This is a genomic window from Streptomyces capitiformicae (genome assembly GCF_002214185.1).
Taxonomy (GTDB): Bacteria; Actinomycetota; Actinomycetes; order Streptomycetales; family Streptomycetaceae; genus Streptomyces; species Streptomyces capitiformicae.
In genome coordinates, this window is record NZ_CP022161.1 from 2,034,521 (window position 1) to 2,051,182 (window position 16,662).

General features: G+C 72.1%; 14 protein-coding genes. 5 read left to right on the plus strand and 9 right to left on the minus strand.

The features are described from left to right. Positions 1-137 precede the first annotated feature (137 nt). The gene (locus tag CES90_RS08965) at positions 138-674 is read right to left on the minus strand and encodes an HNH endonuclease (protein ID WP_189781471.1); all 537 of its coding nucleotides are present in this window, start codon (positions 672-674) and stop codon (positions 138-140) included. Between the two features lie 315 nt (positions 675-989). On the opposite strand from CES90_RS08965, the gene CES90_RS08970 reads away from it, so the two are divergent. Then, positions 990-2,084: a mechanosensitive ion channel family protein gene (locus CES90_RS08970; RefSeq protein WP_189781470.1), complete on the plus strand. Its 1,095-nt coding sequence runs from the start codon at positions 990-992 to the stop codon at positions 2,082-2,084. A 151-nt stretch (positions 2,085-2,235) separates the two neighbouring features. Here the strand turns inward: CES90_RS08970 and CES90_RS08975 are convergent, their stop codons facing one another. The 3 genes from CES90_RS08975 to CES90_RS08985 are packed head-to-tail and all read right to left on the minus strand — an operon-like array spanning position 2,236 to position 4,852. Next, positions 2,236-3,597 carry an ABC transporter permease family protein gene (locus CES90_RS08975; RefSeq protein WP_189781469.1) on the minus strand — a complete coding sequence of 454 codons (1,362 nt, stop codon included), beginning with the start codon at positions 3,595-3,597 and terminating at the stop codon, positions 2,236-2,238. Continuing rightward, a complete protein-coding gene (locus tag CES90_RS08980; RefSeq protein WP_189781468.1) occupies positions 3,594-4,322 on the minus strand; it encodes an ABC transporter ATP-binding protein in 729 nt (242 codons plus the stop codon). Before CES90_RS08980 ends, CES90_RS08975 begins: the two co-directional genes overlap by 4 nt. Further along, entirely contained in the window at positions 4,319-4,852 is a 534-nt protein-coding gene (locus CES90_RS08985) for a PadR family transcriptional regulator (protein WP_189781467.1), read from the minus strand. Before CES90_RS08985 ends, CES90_RS08980 begins: the two co-directional genes overlap by 4 nt. Positions 4,853-5,081: 229 nt before the next feature. Between CES90_RS08985 and CES90_RS08990 the strand changes: the two genes are divergently transcribed. The 3 genes from CES90_RS08990 to CES90_RS09000 all read left to right on the plus strand — a co-directional run bounded on the left by CES90_RS08990 (position 5,082) and on the right by CES90_RS09000 (position 7,917). Beyond that, on the plus strand, positions 5,082-5,318 hold the full coding sequence (locus CES90_RS08990) for a hypothetical protein (RefSeq protein ID WP_189781466.1): 237 nt from the start codon (positions 5,082-5,084) through the stop codon (positions 5,316-5,318). Continuing rightward, positions 5,319-7,418 (plus strand): 4-alpha-glucanotransferase, encoded by a 2,100-nt coding sequence (gene malQ, locus CES90_RS08995; protein ID WP_189781465.1) that lies wholly within the window; start codon positions 5,319-5,321, stop codon positions 7,416-7,418. 247 nt (positions 7,419-7,665) lie between these two features. Further along, positions 7,666-7,917 carry a hypothetical protein gene (locus tag CES90_RS09000; RefSeq protein ID WP_189781464.1) on the plus strand — a complete coding sequence of 84 codons (252 nt, stop codon included), beginning with the start codon at positions 7,666-7,668 and terminating at the stop codon, positions 7,915-7,917. Between the two features lie 90 nt (positions 7,918-8,007). On the opposite strand, the gene CES90_RS09005 is transcribed toward CES90_RS09000, so the two are convergent. After that, entirely contained in the window at positions 8,008-8,580 is a 573-nt protein-coding gene (locus CES90_RS09005; RefSeq protein ID WP_189781463.1) for a TetR/AcrR family transcriptional regulator, read from the minus strand. 110 nt (positions 8,581-8,690) lie between these two features. On the opposite strand from CES90_RS09005, the gene CES90_RS09010 reads away from it, so the two are divergent. Continuing rightward, entirely contained in the window at positions 8,691-10,202 is a 1,512-nt protein-coding gene (locus CES90_RS09010; protein WP_189781462.1) for an FAD-dependent monooxygenase, read from the plus strand. Positions 10,203-10,231: 29 nt separating this feature from the next. On the opposite strand, the gene CES90_RS09015 is transcribed toward CES90_RS09010, so the two are convergent. The 4 genes from CES90_RS09015 to pepN form a co-directional block, all read right to left on the minus strand. Next, the gene (locus CES90_RS09015) at positions 10,232-11,377 is read right to left on the minus strand and encodes an RNA polymerase sigma factor (protein ID WP_189781526.1); all 1,146 of its coding nucleotides are present in this window, start codon (positions 11,375-11,377) and stop codon (positions 10,232-10,234) included. A gap of 8 nt (positions 11,378-11,385) precedes the next feature. Then, positions 11,386-11,793 carry a YciI family protein gene (locus CES90_RS09020; RefSeq protein ID WP_189781461.1) on the minus strand — a complete coding sequence of 136 codons (408 nt, stop codon included), beginning with the start codon at positions 11,791-11,793 and terminating at the stop codon, positions 11,386-11,388. A 116-nt stretch (positions 11,794-11,909) separates the two neighbouring features. Then, complete coding sequence (locus CES90_RS09025) at positions 11,910-13,958, minus strand: serine/threonine-protein kinase (protein WP_189781460.1); 2,049 nt, start codon at positions 13,956-13,958, stop codon at positions 11,910-11,912. A 108-nt stretch (positions 13,959-14,066) separates the two neighbouring features. Continuing rightward, positions 14,067-16,652 carry an aminopeptidase N gene (gene pepN / locus CES90_RS09030; protein ID WP_189781459.1) on the minus strand — a complete coding sequence of 862 codons (2,586 nt, stop codon included), beginning with the start codon at positions 16,650-16,652 and terminating at the stop codon, positions 14,067-14,069. Positions 16,653-16,662 lie beyond the last annotated feature (10 nt).

Consider the following 16,662-nt stretch of genomic DNA (forward strand, 5'->3'; position numbering starts at 1 on the left):
GGGCGACACTAGGCGATCACGTGTGTGGGGGGAGCGCGGGGTACCCGTGAAGACGATAACGAATGCGCAGGTCAAGCAGGCCTGCATGTCCCGGACGCCCCTGTTGGGGACGCCCGGCCATGCAAAAGCCCGGATCGTCAGGCGGAGATGCCGTCGATCCGGGCCAAGGCGTCGTCCGCGCCGTACGGCTGCAGGTAGGGCAGCCAGCGCGGGTCCCTATGGCCCGTGCCGATGATGCGCCAGGCCAGGCCGGTGGGCGGGGCGGGTTTGTGGCGGAGCCGCCAGCCGATCTCGAAGAGATGGCGGTCGGCCTTGACGTGGTTGCAGCGACGGCAGGACGCCACCACGTTGTCCCACACGTGCTTGCCCCCGCGACTGCGTGGGATGACGTGGTCGACGCTGGTTGCGACGCCACCGCAGTACATGCACCGGCCCCCGTCACGGGCGAACAGCGCCCGACGGGTCAGAGGAACGGGCCCCCGATAGGGAACCCGGACGAATCGCTTGAGCCGGACCACGCTGGGTGCGGGGATTGTGACGGTCGCGCTGTGCATAAAGGCGCCGGATTCCTCCAAGGCGACAGCCTTGTTCTCCAGGACGAGGACGAGCGCGCGGCGGAGCGGTACGACGCCGAGCGGCTCGTACGACGCGTTGAGGACCAGGACATGCGGCACGGATGCCTCCTTGTACGCCGGCGGCGCGTGGCTCGCGCCGTGGACGATCCGTAGTCAGTCTCCCCTCATGCCTGGTGGAAGCGCCACCATGTCCCGGTAACGGGCTGGGAGTGTTTTCGACCACACCCTGATTCATCCCCCGCCTTGTGCGCCCTTCACTCCCTGGTGAGCGCCCTGTCTCCCTCGAACGTGGCGACGACCTCCACACAATGCCCCGTTAGTGTGGTGGGCCTGCCCCTCCGGTGACCTTTCTGTGACCTGATCGATCTTGACCGCCGTACCGGAGGGTAGATAACGCGCCTGGAGGTACCCGCCGTGTCGTCCGTTTCTTCCCTGTCCGTCCTGCTGGCGGCCGCGTCGCCGTCGCCGTCTCCCTCGGAGACGCCGACGACGCCCGCGGTGCCCACGCTGGAGGACGCCCAGGAGAGCGCGACCAACGCCGCCAGCTGGGTGGAGGAGAACTGGTCCACATGGCTGGCCATCGGTCTCCGCGTCCTGCTGATCGTGGTGATAGCGGCGGTGCTGAGAGTGGTGGTCCGGCGGGCGATCACCAAGCTGATAGACCGGATGAACCGCTCCGTCCCGGGCGTCGAGGGCACCACCCTCGGCGGGCTCCTGGTGAACGTCGAGCGTCGCCGCCAGCGTTCCCAGGCCATCGGTTCGGTGCTGCGCTCGGTGGCGTCCTTCCTCATCATGGGCACCGCCGCCCTGATGGTCCTCGCCACGTTCGAGATCAACCTCGCCCCGCTGCTGGCCTCGGCAGGTGTCGCGGGCGTGGCCATCGGTTTCGGCGCCCGGAACCTGGTCACGGACTTCCTCTCCGGCGTCTTCATGATCCTTGAGGACCAGTACGGCGTCGGCGACACCGTCGACGCGGGCGTCGCCTCCGGCGAGGTCATCGAGGTCGGCCTGCGCGTCACCAAGCTGCGCGGCGACAACGGCGAGATCTGGTACGTCCGCAACGGCGAGGTCAAGCGCATCGGCAACCTCTCCCAGGGCTGGGCCACGGCCGGCGTCAACGTCACGGTCCGCCACGACGAGGACCTCGACAGGGTCCGTCGTACTCTCCTGGCGGTCGGCGAGGAGATGAGCAAGGAGGAGCCCTGGAACGAGCTCCTGTGGGGCCCGATCGAGGTCCTCGGCCTCGACGACGTGCTCCTGGACTCCATGGTGGTCCGCGTCTCCGCCAAGACCATGCCCGGCAAGGCCCTCACCGTCGAACGCGAACTCCGCTGGCGCATCAAGAAGGCCTTCGACGCCGCCGACATCCGCATCGTCGGCCAACTCCCGCCGGAACTGGCCGCCGACGCCGACGACCCCACGGCAGGCGTGGCGGCCCCGTCCGTCTACGCCAACACGACTTCCCCGCAGTCGGAACGGGCGACCCCGATCACCCCGACGACGAAGTAGGCGGCACAAGCCGTACGCAGGAGAGGCGCCGCCCGGATGCTCCGGGCGGCGCCTCTCCACGTCCGCGCGGGCGCGCCGTGACGTCCACGCCGACGGCGCCCCGGGAGGCCCCCCGTGGCTCCCCGGAACGCCGGTTCTCAGGCGGTCGGCGCTATGCGTACCGCAGTTCCGTCGGCCGTACCGTCCGCCGCAGCAGCGGCAGTGACGTGGCTGCCGCCAGGAGGCAGCAGGCGTAGACCGCGAAGGGGACCAGCAGGGACCCGATCGGCAGTACGAGGGCGCCGCCCAGGGCGGAGGCGTACACGACGGCGATCGCCGTGCCCCCCAGGCCGGCGACCAGCATCGACGGTGCCAGCGGCAGCGCGGTCTCCAGAAGGAGGGCCCGGCCCAGCACCTCGTGCGGCACCCCGGCGGCGACCTGGGCCGCCAGGCCGCGGCGGCGGGTGGAGAGGGACTCGGCCGTGCCGACGGCCAGGGCGAAGAGGGTGATGGCGAAGCCGACGAGGATGGCGGTGACGGTGAGGTTCAGACCGGTGATGTAGAAGGCCCGGTCCTCGGCCAGATACTGCTCTTCGTCGAGAACCGCGATCAGCGCCTGCCGTACCCCGATGAACCCGGCACCGACGACGGTCCCCATGAGGACGGCCGCGTGCGTGCGGGCCGCCGCCCACGGGTCGTCGCGCAGCCGCTCCGCGGCGATCAGGACCGCCGGGTTCCCGGTACGGGCGGCGAGCAGCCGGCCGGTGACCTTCGAGACGAAGCCCGACAGCAGCACCGCGCCCGCGCCCACCGCGAGCAGCGCACCGCAGACCGTCAGCGGGGCCTTCCCGTAGGAGCTGCCGGGCGCGTTCGTGTTGGTGGTGGCCATGGCGGCGAGTGCCACGAGCACCAGCAGGCCCACCGCTCCCAGAAAGACGATGCCGGACCCCCGCCCGGAGCGCGGCCCCACCCGCCGTACCCAGCCCAGCGGAGAGGCCACCACCCGGCGCAGCGCCAGCACGCTCGTGACCGCGCCCAGCACCGGCACGCCCAACGCCACCAGCACGATCCCCACCCAGGCCAGGGCCGGGTGGTCCGGCCACTCGCGCACCATGAGCAGCACGAAGAAGACGGTGGCGACCACCGAGCCGACCAGACAGGCCAGCCCCGTCTCCAGAGCGGCGATCCGGCGCACCTGGCCCGCCGACGCCCCGGCCAGCCGCAGCCCGGCCAGCCGCCGGTCCCGGTGCACGGCGCCCACGCGGGCGCACTGGCCCAGGAAGCCGAGGACCGGAATCAGCAGGAGCAGCAGGGTCAGGATCACGCCGGAACGCTCACCGGGGTTGTCCAGCAGACCGTTGGCCAGTGGGACGCGGTAGTGGCCCCGCAGCACGGCCAGCACGGCCGCCGCCATGCCGAACGCCGTCGCCAGCGCGGCCCCCAGCCCCGTCAGCGTCACCCGCCACCACTCGCGCCGGTCGGAACCCCGGGTCAGCAGGAGGGCCAGGCGGAGATCGTTCGTGAGCGCGCTCACCTGGACACCTCCAGCGACCCCACCGACGCGTCGGCCCCGGACACCACGACGCCGTCCTTCAGCGTGACCACGCGGTCCGCGTACGCCGCGATCTGCGCGTCGTGCGTGATCAGCAGCACCGCCGTACCGGACTCCCGGGCCGTGTGGACCAGCGCCGTCATCACCTGCTCGCTCGCCAGCGAGTCCAGCGCGCCGGTCGGCTCGTCCGCGAACACCACCTTCGGCCCGGTCACCAGTGCCCGCGCCAGCGACACCCGCTGCGCCTGCCCGCCGCTCATCTCGCCGGGCCGTTGCTCCTCCTGCCCCCGTACGCCGAACCGCTCCAGCCACTCACCGGCCCGCGCCCGCGCCTGAAGGCGGGGCGTGCCCGCGAGCAGCAGCGGCAGCGCCACATTGTCGACGGCCGTCAGCTCGGGGATCAGCTGCCCGAACTGGAAGACGACCCCGAAGTCCGTACGCCTCAGCTCGCTGAGCTGCTTCTCCGGGAACTGGTCCAGCCGGTTCCCGGCATACGCCACCGAGCCCTCGTCCGGCCGTACGATCCCCGACAGGCAGTGCAGCAGCGTGGACTTGCCGCTGCCGCTGGCCCCCGTGACGGCGAGGATCTCGCCCGCGCCCAGCTCCAGTGACGCACCGCGCAGCGCCCGCGTCCTGCCGTGCTCCTTGACGAGGCCACGGGCCGCGAGCAGCGGCACGGGCGTCTTCTTCGTGGTGTTCTCACTCACGCTGTGTCGACCTCCGCGGTCAGGGTGGTCAGCCGGGCCGCGGTGGTGTTCATCCAGCGGAGGTCGGCGTCGAGATGGTTGAGGGCGTAGTCCGCCGAGAGCAGGGTCGCGAGATCGGATCCCGGCGTGGTCTTCAGGGCCGTCAGCTCCCGCATCCGCGCCATGTGCGCGGCGCGCTGCGCCTGGAGGTAGGCGGCCGGGTCGCCGTCGGAGAGGATCGAGACGACGAGCTTGGCGAAGATCTCGTTCGTCACGAACGGCGCGGGCGGCGCGATCTCCCCGGCCCACTTCGCCAGTTCGCGCGCCCCCTCGTCCGTCGAGCGGTACATCGTCCGCTCCGGACCGCTCTCCGCCTCGGTGCCGTCGACCTCGGCGAGCCCGTCGCGGACCAGCCGCTGCAGGGTCGTGTAGACCTGCCCGTAGGCCAGCGGTCTGGCCTGCGGGAAGCGTTCGTCGTGGCGTCGCTTGAGGTCGTAGCCATGGCTCGGCCCACTGGCGAGCAGCCCCAACAGGATGTGACGGGTGCTCATGCGGACCAGTATGCACTGAGTACATGTACTGAGTGAATAGCTTTTTGGAATCTCTGTACTGAGTGAACAGTGGGGGCGTGAAGAGTGGAGAAGGGGGGCGTGAGACCTCGGGCGCCGGCGTGAGCAAAACCATGATGTCCCCCCGCCCACGTCTGCGGCGGCGCCCGCTGGGTAGGGCTGGAGTACCCCGGACCCGCATCCATCGCCGTACGACGACAAGGAGGCCCCCGTGGCCGCACCCGCACAGCTTCCGACCTCGACCCGCTCCAAACGCGCGTCGGAGCCCCATCAACTCGTCGAACCCCACGTCTGCGTCTTCAGCGCGGAGGGCCCGTGCGCGGACGTCCCGCTCACCAGTGAGCCCCCGCTCCCGGACGCCGAGCCCCTCACCAGCGAGCCGCCTCTCACCGACGCGGCCCCCCTCACCAGCGAACCCACGTCCAACGGCGCCGCATCGGGGGTCTAGATGCCACCACGCCCGGCCGATCCCGGGGATCCACCGGGGACGCCGCTGTCCCGGCTCGCCGCGCTGCACGGCGTCGCCACCTCCTACAGCCCCTCCCCGGACCGTACGGTCGCGGCCTCGGACGGCGCGGTCGTCGCCACCCTCGCCGCGCTGGACGTCGACGCGAGCACCCCGGAGGCCGTGGACACCGCCCTCGCGGCACGCGAACGGCAGCTGAGCGGACGGTTGTTGCCGCCGACCGTGGTGTGCTGGGGCGACGGCCCGGCCTCCGCCGCCCTGGCCGCCCTCCCGGACGGCACCCGGCTGCGCATCGAGACCGAGCAGGGCGAACTCCGGTCCACGGTCGAGAAGTTGCCCCCAGGTGTGCACGCGCTGCGCGCCACGACCCCCGACGGCCGCACCGCCGAGGCCCACCTCGTCGTGGCCCCGCCCCGTCTGCCCGCCCCGCCCGGCCGCACGTACGGCCTCCTCGTGCAGCTCTACTCCCTGCTCTCCCGGCGCAGTTGGGGCATGGGCGACCTCGGCGACCTGGCCGAGCTCACCGCCTGGGCCGGCCGCGCCCTCGGCGCCGGATTCGTCCAGGTCAACCCGCTGCACGCGGGCGTCCCGGGCGCCCCCACGGACCCGTCCCCGTACCGCCCCTCCTCGCGCCGCTATCCCGACCCCGTCCACCTCCGCGTCGAGGACATCCCGGAGTACCCGTACGCCGTCGCCTCCACCGACGACCGCCACCGGCTCGGCGGGCTGCTGGAACGGGCCGCGCGTCTGCGCGAATCCGTCCTGGCCAAGGGCGAGTTGATCGACCGGGATGCGGTGTGGGAGCTCAAGCGGCAGGCGCTGGAAGTCGTACGTGCCGCGCCGCTGGGGCCCGGCCGGCGGGCCGCGTACTGCGACTTCCTCGCCGAGGAGGGCGAGGCGCTGGAGGACCACGCCACCTGGTGCGCGTTCGCCGAGGTGTACGGCTCCGACTGGCACCGTTGGCCACCGGGCCTGCGCGACCCCCGCTCCGCCGAAACCGCCCGCGCCCGCGCGGAGCTGATGGACCGCGTCGACTTCCACACCCGCCTGGCCTGGCTCACCGACGCCCAGCTGGGCGCCGCGCAACGCTCCGCGCGCGACGCCGGCATGCCGATCGGCCTCGTGCACGACCTGGCGGTCGGCGTCCATCCGGGCGGCGCCGACGCCTGGGCCCAGCAGGAGTACTTCGCGGCCGGCATGTCCATCGGCGCGCCCCCCGACGCCTTCAACTCCCGCGGCCAGGACTGGGGTCTGCCCCCCTGGCGCCCCGACCGCCTCGCCGAGTCCGGCTACGCCCCCTACCGCCGCCTCCTGCGTGCCCTCCTCCGCCACGCGGGAGCGCTGCGCATCGACCACGTCATGGGCCTCTTCCGCCTGTGGTGGGTGCCACAGGGCCGACCGCCGACGGAGGGCACGTACGTCCGCTACGACGCCGACGCCATGCTCGCGATCCTGGTGCTGGAGGCCTCGCGGGCCGGGGCCCTGGTGATCGGTGAGGACCTGGGGACGGTCGAGCCCGGCGTCCGCGAGGCGCTCGACGAGCGGGGCGTGCTGGGTACGTCGGTGATGTGGTTCGAGCGGGACTGGCAGGGGACGGGCCGCCCCCTGCCGCCCGAGCGCTGGCGAGCGAACTGCCTCGCCACCGCCACCACCCACGACCTCCCGCCCACCGCCTCCCGCCTCACCGGCGACCACGTCGAACTCCGCCACGGCCTGGGCCTGCTGCCCCGCCCCCTGGAGGAGGAGCGGGCCGAGGCCGCCGCCGACACGGGGGAGTGGCTGGCCCTACTGGCCCGCCTCGGCCTCCTGAACGGCACCCACGGAGGCATCTCCGCCGCCTCCGAGGAGGCCGAGATCCAGGCCGTCCACCGCTTCCTGCTCCGCACCCCCGCCCGCATGATCGGCCTCTGGCTCCCGGACACGGTCGGCGACCGCCGCCCCCAGAACCTTCCCGGCACGTGGGACCAGTACCCGAACTGGCGCCTCCCCATCGCCGACGCGATGGGTCGCCCCGTGACCTTGGAGGACTTGGCGGTATCACCTCGCCTGCATGCGCTGGTGGATGTGCTGAGGGGCGCCTGACGGGTCGGGTGAGTGGGGTTGTCTGGCGGCTGCGGGTTGCATGTGGCTGGTCGCGCCCCGCGGCGGAGCCGCAGATGTCACAGCCCCGCGCCCCTTGAAGGCACGGGGGGGCACCCCCAGGTTCTTAGGGGCGCGGGGAACTGCGCGACCGGTCCCCATCCATCCGCAGCGGCCGAACAACCCGCATCCCCACTCCTTAGGCCCCCCCGCCTAGGCCAAGCGCACGCGGGTTCGTTACCTTTGGGCCGTGGACAAGAAGAACGCCCTGCGCGCCGGAGCCCTCGCCGCCGGTACGACGCTGATGATGCTGCTCATGTCGTCCCCCGCGCTCGCGCTGATCCCCGACGACGGTGACGACCCGGGCCCGGGCCTCAACGTGGCGGAAACGCTGGGCCTCTTCGTCGTGGCACCGATCGCGATCTTCGCGGTGATCACCGGCCTGGTCATGGTCCTGGACAGGTCCACCGACCGTCAGCCGAAGGCCAAGGCGAAGGCCTGACCCCCGCCGCGACACCTCCGCAACACTTCTCGCCGAGGGCACCCACGCGCACCCGTGCGCCGAGGGTGCCCTCGGCGTGTCTCAGGGTCCTCACGGTCGCGGCGCGGTGAGGTACCGCTGAATCGTCGGCGCCAGCCACTCCACGATCTCCTCCCGCCCCAACGCCACCGCGGGCGGGAGCCGCAGCACGTACCGCGTCAGCGCCAGCCCCAGGACCTGTGAGGCGATCAGCGCCGCCCGGATCGGGGCCTGCTCCGGCTCCGGGCACACCCGCCGGGCCAGCGGAATCAACTGATCCCGGAAGACGCCCTGGATCCGCTCGGCCCCGGCCTGACTGGTGGCGCCGACCCGGAGCAGCGCGCTGAGCACCTCGTTCTCCTCCCAGAGATCGAGGAAGTGGGTCACCAAGACCCGGCCCACGTCCCGTGGATCGAGCCCGGCGGGGTCGGGCAGCCGCAGGTCGACATCGAGCGCGGCGGCGTACAGCCCCTCCTTCGAGCCGTAGTACCGCATGACCATCGACGGGTCGATCTTCGCCTCTTTGGCGATCGCCCGGATGGTGGCCCGGTCGTACCCCTCGGCGGCGAACCGCTCCCGCGCGGCCACGAGGATCGCGTGCCGCGTGGCATCGGAGCGGCGGAGCGCCTTTTCCGTATCACTCATGCCAACAAACGTAGGCCAACACGTGTTGACGTACAAGAGATGCCAACCTATGTTGGCAAACGAACGTTGGCCAACAGCCGTTGACCAACAAGCGTTGGCAGGAGGCCGCCATGAACGACAGGACGGGCACGAACGGCACCACCGGCACCCACCGCACCAACGGCACCACCCGCGACGTCATCGTCGTAGGCGCGGGCCCCACCGGGCTTCTGCTGGCCGGTGACCTCGCCGCCGCCGGTATCCCGGTCACGCTCGTCGAGCGCCGCCCGCACAAGATCAGCAATCTCTCCCGCGCCTTCGTCCTGCACGCCCGCAGCCTGGAGCAGCTCGATGCCCGCGGTCTCGCCGACGAACTGGAGGCCAAGGGGCGGAAGCTGGACCGCCTCCGCCTCTTCAGCCACCTCACCGTGCGGCTCGACACGCTCCCCTCGCGCTTCAACCACCTCCTCGTCCTCCCGCAGTACGAGGTGGAGGAGGCACTGGAGCGGCGGGCGGTCGAGGCGGGGGTGCGGTTCCGGTACGACACCGAGGTGACCGGGGCCGATCAGGACGCCGACGAGGTCACCGTTCACGTACGCGGCCCGGAGGGCAGGAGCGAGGCACTCGCCGCCGCTTACGCCGTCGGGACGGACGGACATCGCAGTGCCGTCCGCCGGGCGATCGGCCTGCCGTTCCCCGGCAAGTCGGTCATCCGTTCCGTCGTCCTCGCGGACGTACGCCTCGACGAGGAGCCCGAGGAGGTGCTGACCGCGAACGCCGTCGGCGACGCCTTCGCCTTCATCGCGCCCTTCGGCGACGGCTACTACCGGGTCATCGGCTGGCACCGCGGCCGCGACGTCTCCGACAGCGAGCCCCTCGACCTCGACGAGGTCAGGGAGATCACCCGGCTCGCGCTCGGTCGCGACTACGGCATGCGGGACGCCCGTTGGATGTCCCGCTTCCACAGCGACGAACGGCAGGCGCCCGCGTACCGGGTGGGCCGGGTCTTCCTCGCCGGCGACGCCGCCCACGTGCACACCCCGGCTGGCGGCCAGGGCATGAACACCGGCCTCCAGGACGCGGCCAACCTCGGCTGGAAGCTCGCCGCCGTCCTGGGCGGCCACGCCGACCCCGCCCTCCTGGACACCTACCACGCCGAACGCCACCCCGTCGGCAGGGCGGTCCTGCGCAGCAGCGGCGGCATCGTACGGCTCGCCATGGCCAAGTACCCGTGGACGCTGGCGTTCCGCTCCGCCCTCGCCGCCGTCCTGGGCCACGTCGGCCCGGTCCGCACCCGGGCGATCGGCCAGGTCACCGGCATCGGCTACACGTACCCGGCGCCCCACGGTTCCCACCGCCTCGTCGGCACCCGCGTCCCGGACGTCGCCCTCCGCTCCGGCCGCCTCTACGAGTCCCTGCGCGGCGGCCGCTTCGTCCTCATCACCCCGCGGGACGCCACCCCGCACGCGTACGACACCGGGGACCGCAAGGGCCGCCTCGCCGTGGAGAGCTGGGCGAGCGACCGGCGTACGACCGTCCTCGTGCGGCCCGACGGCTACGTGGCGTGGGCGGCGGAGGGCGCGAACGGCGACGCGGACAGGGTCGAGGCGGCACTGACGGCGGCGCTGGGCACCGCTTCCTAGCTCCTCAGCTCCGTCGCCGGTCTCTTCGCTCAGCGGGACCGGTGGGTGTTGAGCCGGGCGGCCTGGCGGGTCAGGTGGTGGCGTTCGGCGAGGTTGGGGGCCTTGTGGGCCGCCTCGGCGTAGAGCCGAGCCGCCGTCGTCAGGTCGCCGTCACGCTCGTGGAGGTACGCCGCCACCGCGGTGTGGCGGGGCAGGGAGGCGTCGAGCACCGCGAGTGCCGCCAGGCCGGCGCGCGGGCCGTCGGCCTCGCCCACGGCGACCGCGCGGTTGAGCCGGACAACTGGGCTGTCGGTCAGGCGCGCGAGTTCGTCGTACCACTCGACGATCTGCACCCAGTCGGTCTCCTCGGCGGTGGGCGCGTCGGCGTGGAGGGCGGCGATGGCGGCCTGGGCCTGGTACTCGCCGAGCCGGTCGCGGGCGAGGGCCGACTGCAGGATCCATACGCCCTCCGCGATCGACGCGGTGTCCCACCGGCGGCGGTCCTGCTCGGCGAGTGGGACCAGGCTGCCGTCGGGCGCGGTGCGGGCGGCGCGCCGGGCGTGGTGGAGCAGCATGAGGGCGAGGAGCCCCGCCACCTCGGGGTGGTCGGTAGCGGCCGCGAGCTGCCGGGTGAGGCGGATGGCCTCGGCGGCGAGGTCGATGTCGCCGGAGTAGCCCTCGTTGAAGACGAGGTAGAGGACGCGCAGCACGGTGGCGACGTCGCCGGGCCGGTCGAAGCGCACACCGGAGACGGTCCGTTTGGCGCGGCTGATGCGCTGGGCCATGGTCGCTTCGGGCACCAGGTAGGCCCGCGCGATCTGGCGTGTGGTGAGCCCGCCGACGGCGCGCAGCGTGAGCGCGACCGCCGACGACGGCGTCAGTGACGGATGGGCGCACAGGAAGTACAGCTGGAGCGTGTCGTCCACCGTGGGCGACGGCCCGGGCGCCGGCTCCTCGTCGAGGCGGTCCTCACGCCGGCGGCGGGCGGCGTCCGAGCGGGCCTGGTCGAGGAACTTGCGCCAGGCCACGGTGACCAGCCAGCCCTTCGCATCCCGCGGCGGGTCGGCCGGCCAGACGCGGACCGCCTCCACCAGCGCGTCCTGGACGGCGTCCTCGGCCGCCGCGAAGTCGGCTCCGCGGCGGACGAGGACGGCGAGAACGCTCGGCGTGAGGCTCCGGAGCAGGGCCTCGTCCATCGATGACGTCATTCCGTGATGGTGGTCGTCGTGCCGTAGAACGGGCGCACCTCGAGCCACTCGTGGATCGGCCTCCCGCCCGCCCCGGGGGCGGCCGACAGTTCCCCGGCCAGCTCGACGGCGCGCTCGTGGCTGTCGACGTCGATCACCATCCAGCCGGCGATGAGGTCCTTGGTCTCGGCGAACGGGCCGTCGGTGACCGGCGGGCGCCCTTCACCGTCGTACCGGACCCACATCCCCTCGGGCGCGAGCGCCTGACCGTCGACGAACTCGCCGGTCTTCTCGAGCCGGGCCGCGAAGTCGTTCATGTACTGCATGTGCGCCGAGATCTCCTCCGGCGTCCACTGGTCCATGGGCACGTTGTTGACCGGAGCCGGAGCGCCACGGTAGTGCTTCAGCAGCAGGTACTTGGCCATCGTGTTTCTCCTCGGTGCTGTGCGACCCATTGTGGTCGCTTCACCCCGGGGACGGAGCAGGGCACGGGTTCTCGACATCGCTCCGAAGATTCCGCCGAAACTTTTTTCGCCGGACCTCACGGCAGGGCCAGAACCTCGTCGATCGCGGACCGCATCTCCTCGTCCCCCAGGACGGCCCGGTAGTCCTGGTGGGCCGACAGCCGCCGGTCGGAGTCCCGCAGCGTTCGCAGGGCCGCCCGCGCCGCCGGCGAGACCGTGCCGATCCGGGTGAAGGCGCTGAGCGCGAAGGAGAGGAAGCCGTAGGAGTCGTCGCCGTCGGCCATCGGAAGGACGTACTCCGTCAGGACGGACACGGTCGGCTCCGCCTCGGCCGTGATCGACCACAGCGCGATCGCCGCCTTCAGCCGCTGATAACCGTCACAGCGCTCCATGATGTACCGCACCCGGTCGGCGTAGGGCGCGGCCACCGGGCCGAAGTCGCCGAGGCGCTCGACCGGACCGTACAACAGCGGCCCCTCCTCGGTCAGCACCGCCTCGGCTATGGGAGCCAGCGCCGTGTCGCGGTCGCCGCCCAGACGCCAGGCGGCCCACGCCACGTACTCATGGTTCCCGGGGTGGTCGAGGACCGTGGCCCGGCGCACGGCGGGCTCGGCGGACCGGGCGGCCGGTCCCATCGCCATCAGCGCCTCCATCGCGCTCACCGAGTACCGGGCGTCGTCCAGCAGGGCCACCACCTCCGGCAGCGCGGGCGCCGCGGCCGGCCCCCAGGCCTGGAGGACTTCGAGGAAGCTGCACGTCAGCGAGCCGCCCTTGCCGTCCTTGCGGAGCAGCTCGCGCACCGCAGGCAGCAGGGTCTCCGCGTGCGCCGACAGCGGAGTCAGGACGTCCTCGACCTCCGGCAGGCGCGGGTCGCCCGAGCAGTACGAGCGGGACCACTGACCCTCGTACGGCGCGTACAGCTGCTCGACGAGCCCGGGCAGGGCGCGCTCGTCGCCGATGCGGGTCAGCGCCCAGCGGGCCTGCTCGCCGACGGTGCCCTCGATGAGATCGCCGGCCTCGCCCGGGTCGTCGAGGAGCGCGGCCAGCCCGTCGGCGTACGGAGCCGCCTGCCGGCCGAGTACCGCGAGCAGGTGGGCCGCCCGGTACCGTACGCCGGCGTCCGGGTCGGCGAGCAGCGCGCCCGCGAGCGGCAGCAGCACGGGTGCCGCGGACGGCCGGTCCACCAGCAGCCGCCACGCCTCGTCCAGCGCGGCGCTGCACAGCGGGGCGTCACCGTTCCGGCGTGCCGCGTCGATGAGCCGGACGACGAAGTCGAGTGCCGTGTGCGGTACATCCTCGAACAGGCCGACCGCCCGGGAGACGACGTCTTCACGGGTGAAGGCCCACTTGAAGTCCGGCACGTACCAGATCGCCTCGAACAGCGGGCGCACGGCAGGGTCGGACAGGACCTCCACCAGCAGGTCCAGCTCACGGACCGCTGCCCGGGGTTCGAACCACGCCCAGGCGTGCACGGCCGCGACCCGCATGACGGGCCCGTCCGTCCGCAGCACCTCGGCCAGTACGGCCCGCACCCGTTCCACCGCGTCGGTGTCGGCGGTGCGGGCGGCGGTCCCGAGCTCCAGCAGTACGGGCAGCCGCACCGTCGGGTCCGTCTCGGCGCGCCACCGCTCCAGCAACTCCCCGACACCCTCCGCGAGGGGCAGGGCCTGCCGTCGTATTTCGGGCCGGGGGTCCGTGAGCAGCGCCCGCAGCTGAGGGCGGTGGCGCCGCCAGGCCTCGGGCCACTCCGCGTCCACCTTGTCCGGTTCGGCCTTGGCGGCCGCCTTGGCCAGGCCCGTCAGCAGCTCGACGAGCGTGAGCCGGGCGCCCATGGCGGGATCGTGGGCGAGGGCGACGACGAACGGCAGGGCCGCTGTCGCAGCGGGCGCTATGCGTCCGGTGCTCAGCGCGAAGCTGTCGAACAGCGGGTAGCAGTCATCCTCGGTCGCCGCCTCGCCCTTGGCCGCCAGATGCCGCAGAGCGCGCAGCATCTCCTCGGCCGAGTGCGGCGCGAGCGCCGACTCCAGCCGCTCCCACGGCACTTCGTTCAGCCCGTCCAGCACCACGCCCGCCACGCACTCCCCCGCTAACTCGATGAACCGTCCGACCGTCTTCCCGGCGGCCATCCTGTCACCGGAGGCGGCCGCTGCCGGAACGGTTTTCCGTGCGGAGACGCCGGAGACGAAGGGGGGCGCCCGGTGAACCCCGAGCGCCCCTCATCGTCGTACGGCGGACTACTCCACAGCCGTAGCCGCCGCCGCGTCCGCCGCCTGGGCCTTCAGCGCGCGCTCCACGCCCGCGCGGGACTCGGAGACGAGGCGGCGGAGGGCCGCGTTCGGCTCGGCGGAGGCGAGCCAGGTGTCCGTCTTCGTCAGGGTCTCGGCCGAGACCTGGACGGTCGGGTAGAGGCCGATGGCGATCTGCTGGGCGATCTCGTGGGAGCGGGAGTCCCAGATCTCCTTGACCACGGCGAAGTACTTGTCCGTGTACGGGGCGAGCAGTTCGCGCTGGTCGGTCTGGACGAAGCCGCCGATGACGGCCTCCTGGACGGCGTTCGGGAGCTTGTCGGAGTCGATGACCGAGGCCCAGGCCTCCGCCTTGGCCTCCGGGGTCGGGCGGGCGGCGCGGGCGGTGGCCGCGTGGCGCTCGCCGGCCGCCGTCCTGTCGCGCTCGTACTCCCCGGCGATCTCCGCCTCGTCGTAACGCCCCACCGCCGCGAGCCGCTGCACGAACGACCAGCGCAGCTCGGTGTCGACGGCCAGCCCCTCGATCGTCTGCGTCCCCTCCAACAGGGCCTCCAGGAGGTCCAGTTGTTCGGGGGTGCGGGCGGTCGCGGCGAACGCGCGGGCCCAGGCCAGCTGCTGGTCGGAGGCGGCCTCCGCGGCACGCAGATGCGCGAGGGTTGCGTCCGTCCAGCGGGTGAGCAGCGACTCGCGGGCCGACGGGTCCGCGTACAGCTCGATCGCCAGCTTCACCTGCCGGTGCAGCGACTGCACGACGCCGATGTCCGACTCCTTGCCGATGCCGGAGAGGACCAGGGAGAGGTAGTCGCGGGTCGCCAGTTCGGCGTCGCGCGTCATGTCCCAGGCCGACGCCCAGCACAGGGCGCGGGGGAGGGAGGACTCGAAGTCCCCGAGGTGCTTCGTGACGAACGCCAGCGACTGCTCGTCCAGGCGGACCTTCGCGTACGACAGGTCGTCGTCGTTGAGGAGGACGACCGCCGGGCGGCGCTTGCCCACCAGCTGGGGTACGGCGGTCAGTTCGCCGTCGACGTCCAGCTCGACGCGCTCGTCGCGGACCAGCTTGCCGCTGTCGTCGTCGAGTTCATAGAGGCCGATCGCGATCCGGTGCGGGCGGAGCGTCGGCACGCCCTTCGCGCCCGCGGGCAGGTCCGGGGCCTCCTGGCGGATGGCGAACGACGTGATGACGCCGTCCTCGTCCGTCTCGATCTCGGGCCGGAGGATGTTGATGCCCGCCGTCTCCAGCCACGCCTTCGACCAGGCCTTCAGATCACGGCCGGAGGTCTCCTCCAGGGCGCCCAGCAGATCGGACAGGCGCGTGTTGCCGTACGCGTGCGCCTTGAAGTACGCCTGCACGCCCCGGAAGAACTCGTCCATGCCGACGTACGCGACGAGCTGCTTCAGCACGCTCGCGCCCTTGGCGTACGTGATGCCGTCGAAGTTGACGAGCACGTCGTCCAGGTCGCGGATCTCCGCCATGATCGGGTGCGTCGACGGCAGCTGGTCCTGCCGGTAGGCCCAGGTCTTCATGGAGTTGGCGAACGTCGTCCACGAGTGCGGCCAGCGCGAGCCGGGGGCGTACGCCTGGCAGGCGATGGACGTGTACGTGGCGAACGACTCGTTCAGCCACAGGTCGTTCCACCACTCCATCGTCACGAGGTTGCCGAACCACATGTGGGCCAGCTCGTGCAGGATGGTCTCGGCGCGCGTCTCGTACGCGGCGTCCGTCACCTTGGAGCGGAAGACGTACTGGTCGCGGATGGTGACGGCCCCGGCGTTCTCCATCGCGCCCGCGTTGAACTCCGGCACGAACAGCTGGTCGTACTTCTTGAACGGGTACGCGTAGTCGAACTTCTCCTGGAACCAGTCGAAGCCCTGCCGGGTGACCTCGAAGATGGCGTCCGAGTCGAGGAACTCGGCGAGCGACGGCCGGCAGTAGATGCCCAGCGGCACGCTCTGCCCGTCCTTCTCGTACACGCTGTGGACGGAGTGGTACGGGCCGACGATCAGCGCGGTGATGTAGGTCGAGATCCGGGGCGTCGGCTCGAAGACCCAGGTGTCGTCCTTGGGCTCCGGTGTCGGCGAGTTGGAGATCACGGTCCAGCCGGTCGGCGCCTTGACGGTGAACTGGAAGGTGGCCTTCAGGTCGGGCTGCTCGAAGGAGGCGAAGACGCGGCGGGCGTCCGGGACCTCGAACTGGGTGTACAGGTACGCCTGGTCGTCGACCGGGTCGACGAACCGGTGCAGACCTTCACCCGTGTTGGTGTACGCGCAGTCGGCGACGACCCGCAGGATGTTGGGGCCCTCCAGCAGCCCCGGCAGGGCGATCCGGGAGTCCTTGAACACCTCGGCGGGATCGAGGGCGTCCCCGTTCAGGGTCACCTCGTGGACGGTCGGGGCCACCAGGTCGATGAAGGAGTCGGCGCCGTTCTCCGCGACAGCGAAGCGCACCGTGGTCACGGACCGGTAGGTGCCGCCCTCCTGCGCGCCGGAGAGGTCGAGATCGATCTCGTACGAGTCAACGCTGAGCAGCGCCGCCCGCTGCTGAGCCTCTTCGCGGGTCAGGTTTGTGCCAGGCACGCGGTCATCT

What these genes read in the sequence shown, in the direction of transcription:
- CES90_RS09025 (WP_189781460.1), bottom strand. Translation starts at nt 13,958, where the DNA reads ATGGCCGCCGGGAAGACGGTCGGACGGTTCATCGAGTTAGCGGGGGAG.
- CES90_RS09020 (WP_189781461.1), bottom strand. Translation starts at nt 11,793, where the DNA reads ATGGCCAAGTACCTGCTGCTGAAGCACTACCGTGGCGCTCCGGCTCCG.
- malQ (WP_189781465.1), top strand. Translation starts at nt 5,319, where the DNA reads ATGCCACCACGCCCGGCCGATCCCGGGGATCCACCGGGGACGCCGCTG.
- CES90_RS09005 (WP_189781463.1), bottom strand. Translation starts at nt 8,580, where the DNA reads ATGAGTGATACGGAAAAGGCGCTCCGCCGCTCCGATGCCACGCGGCAC.
- CES90_RS09015 (WP_189781526.1), bottom strand. Translation starts at nt 11,377, where the DNA reads ATGGACGAGGCCCTGCTCCGGAGCCTCACGCCGAGCGTTCTCGCCGTC.
- CES90_RS08985 (WP_189781467.1), bottom strand. Translation starts at nt 4,852, where the DNA reads ATGAGCACCCGTCACATCCTGTTGGGGCTGCTCGCCAGTGGGCCGAGC.
- CES90_RS09010 (WP_189781462.1), top strand. Translation starts at nt 8,691, where the DNA reads ATGAACGACAGGACGGGCACGAACGGCACCACCGGCACCCACCGCACC.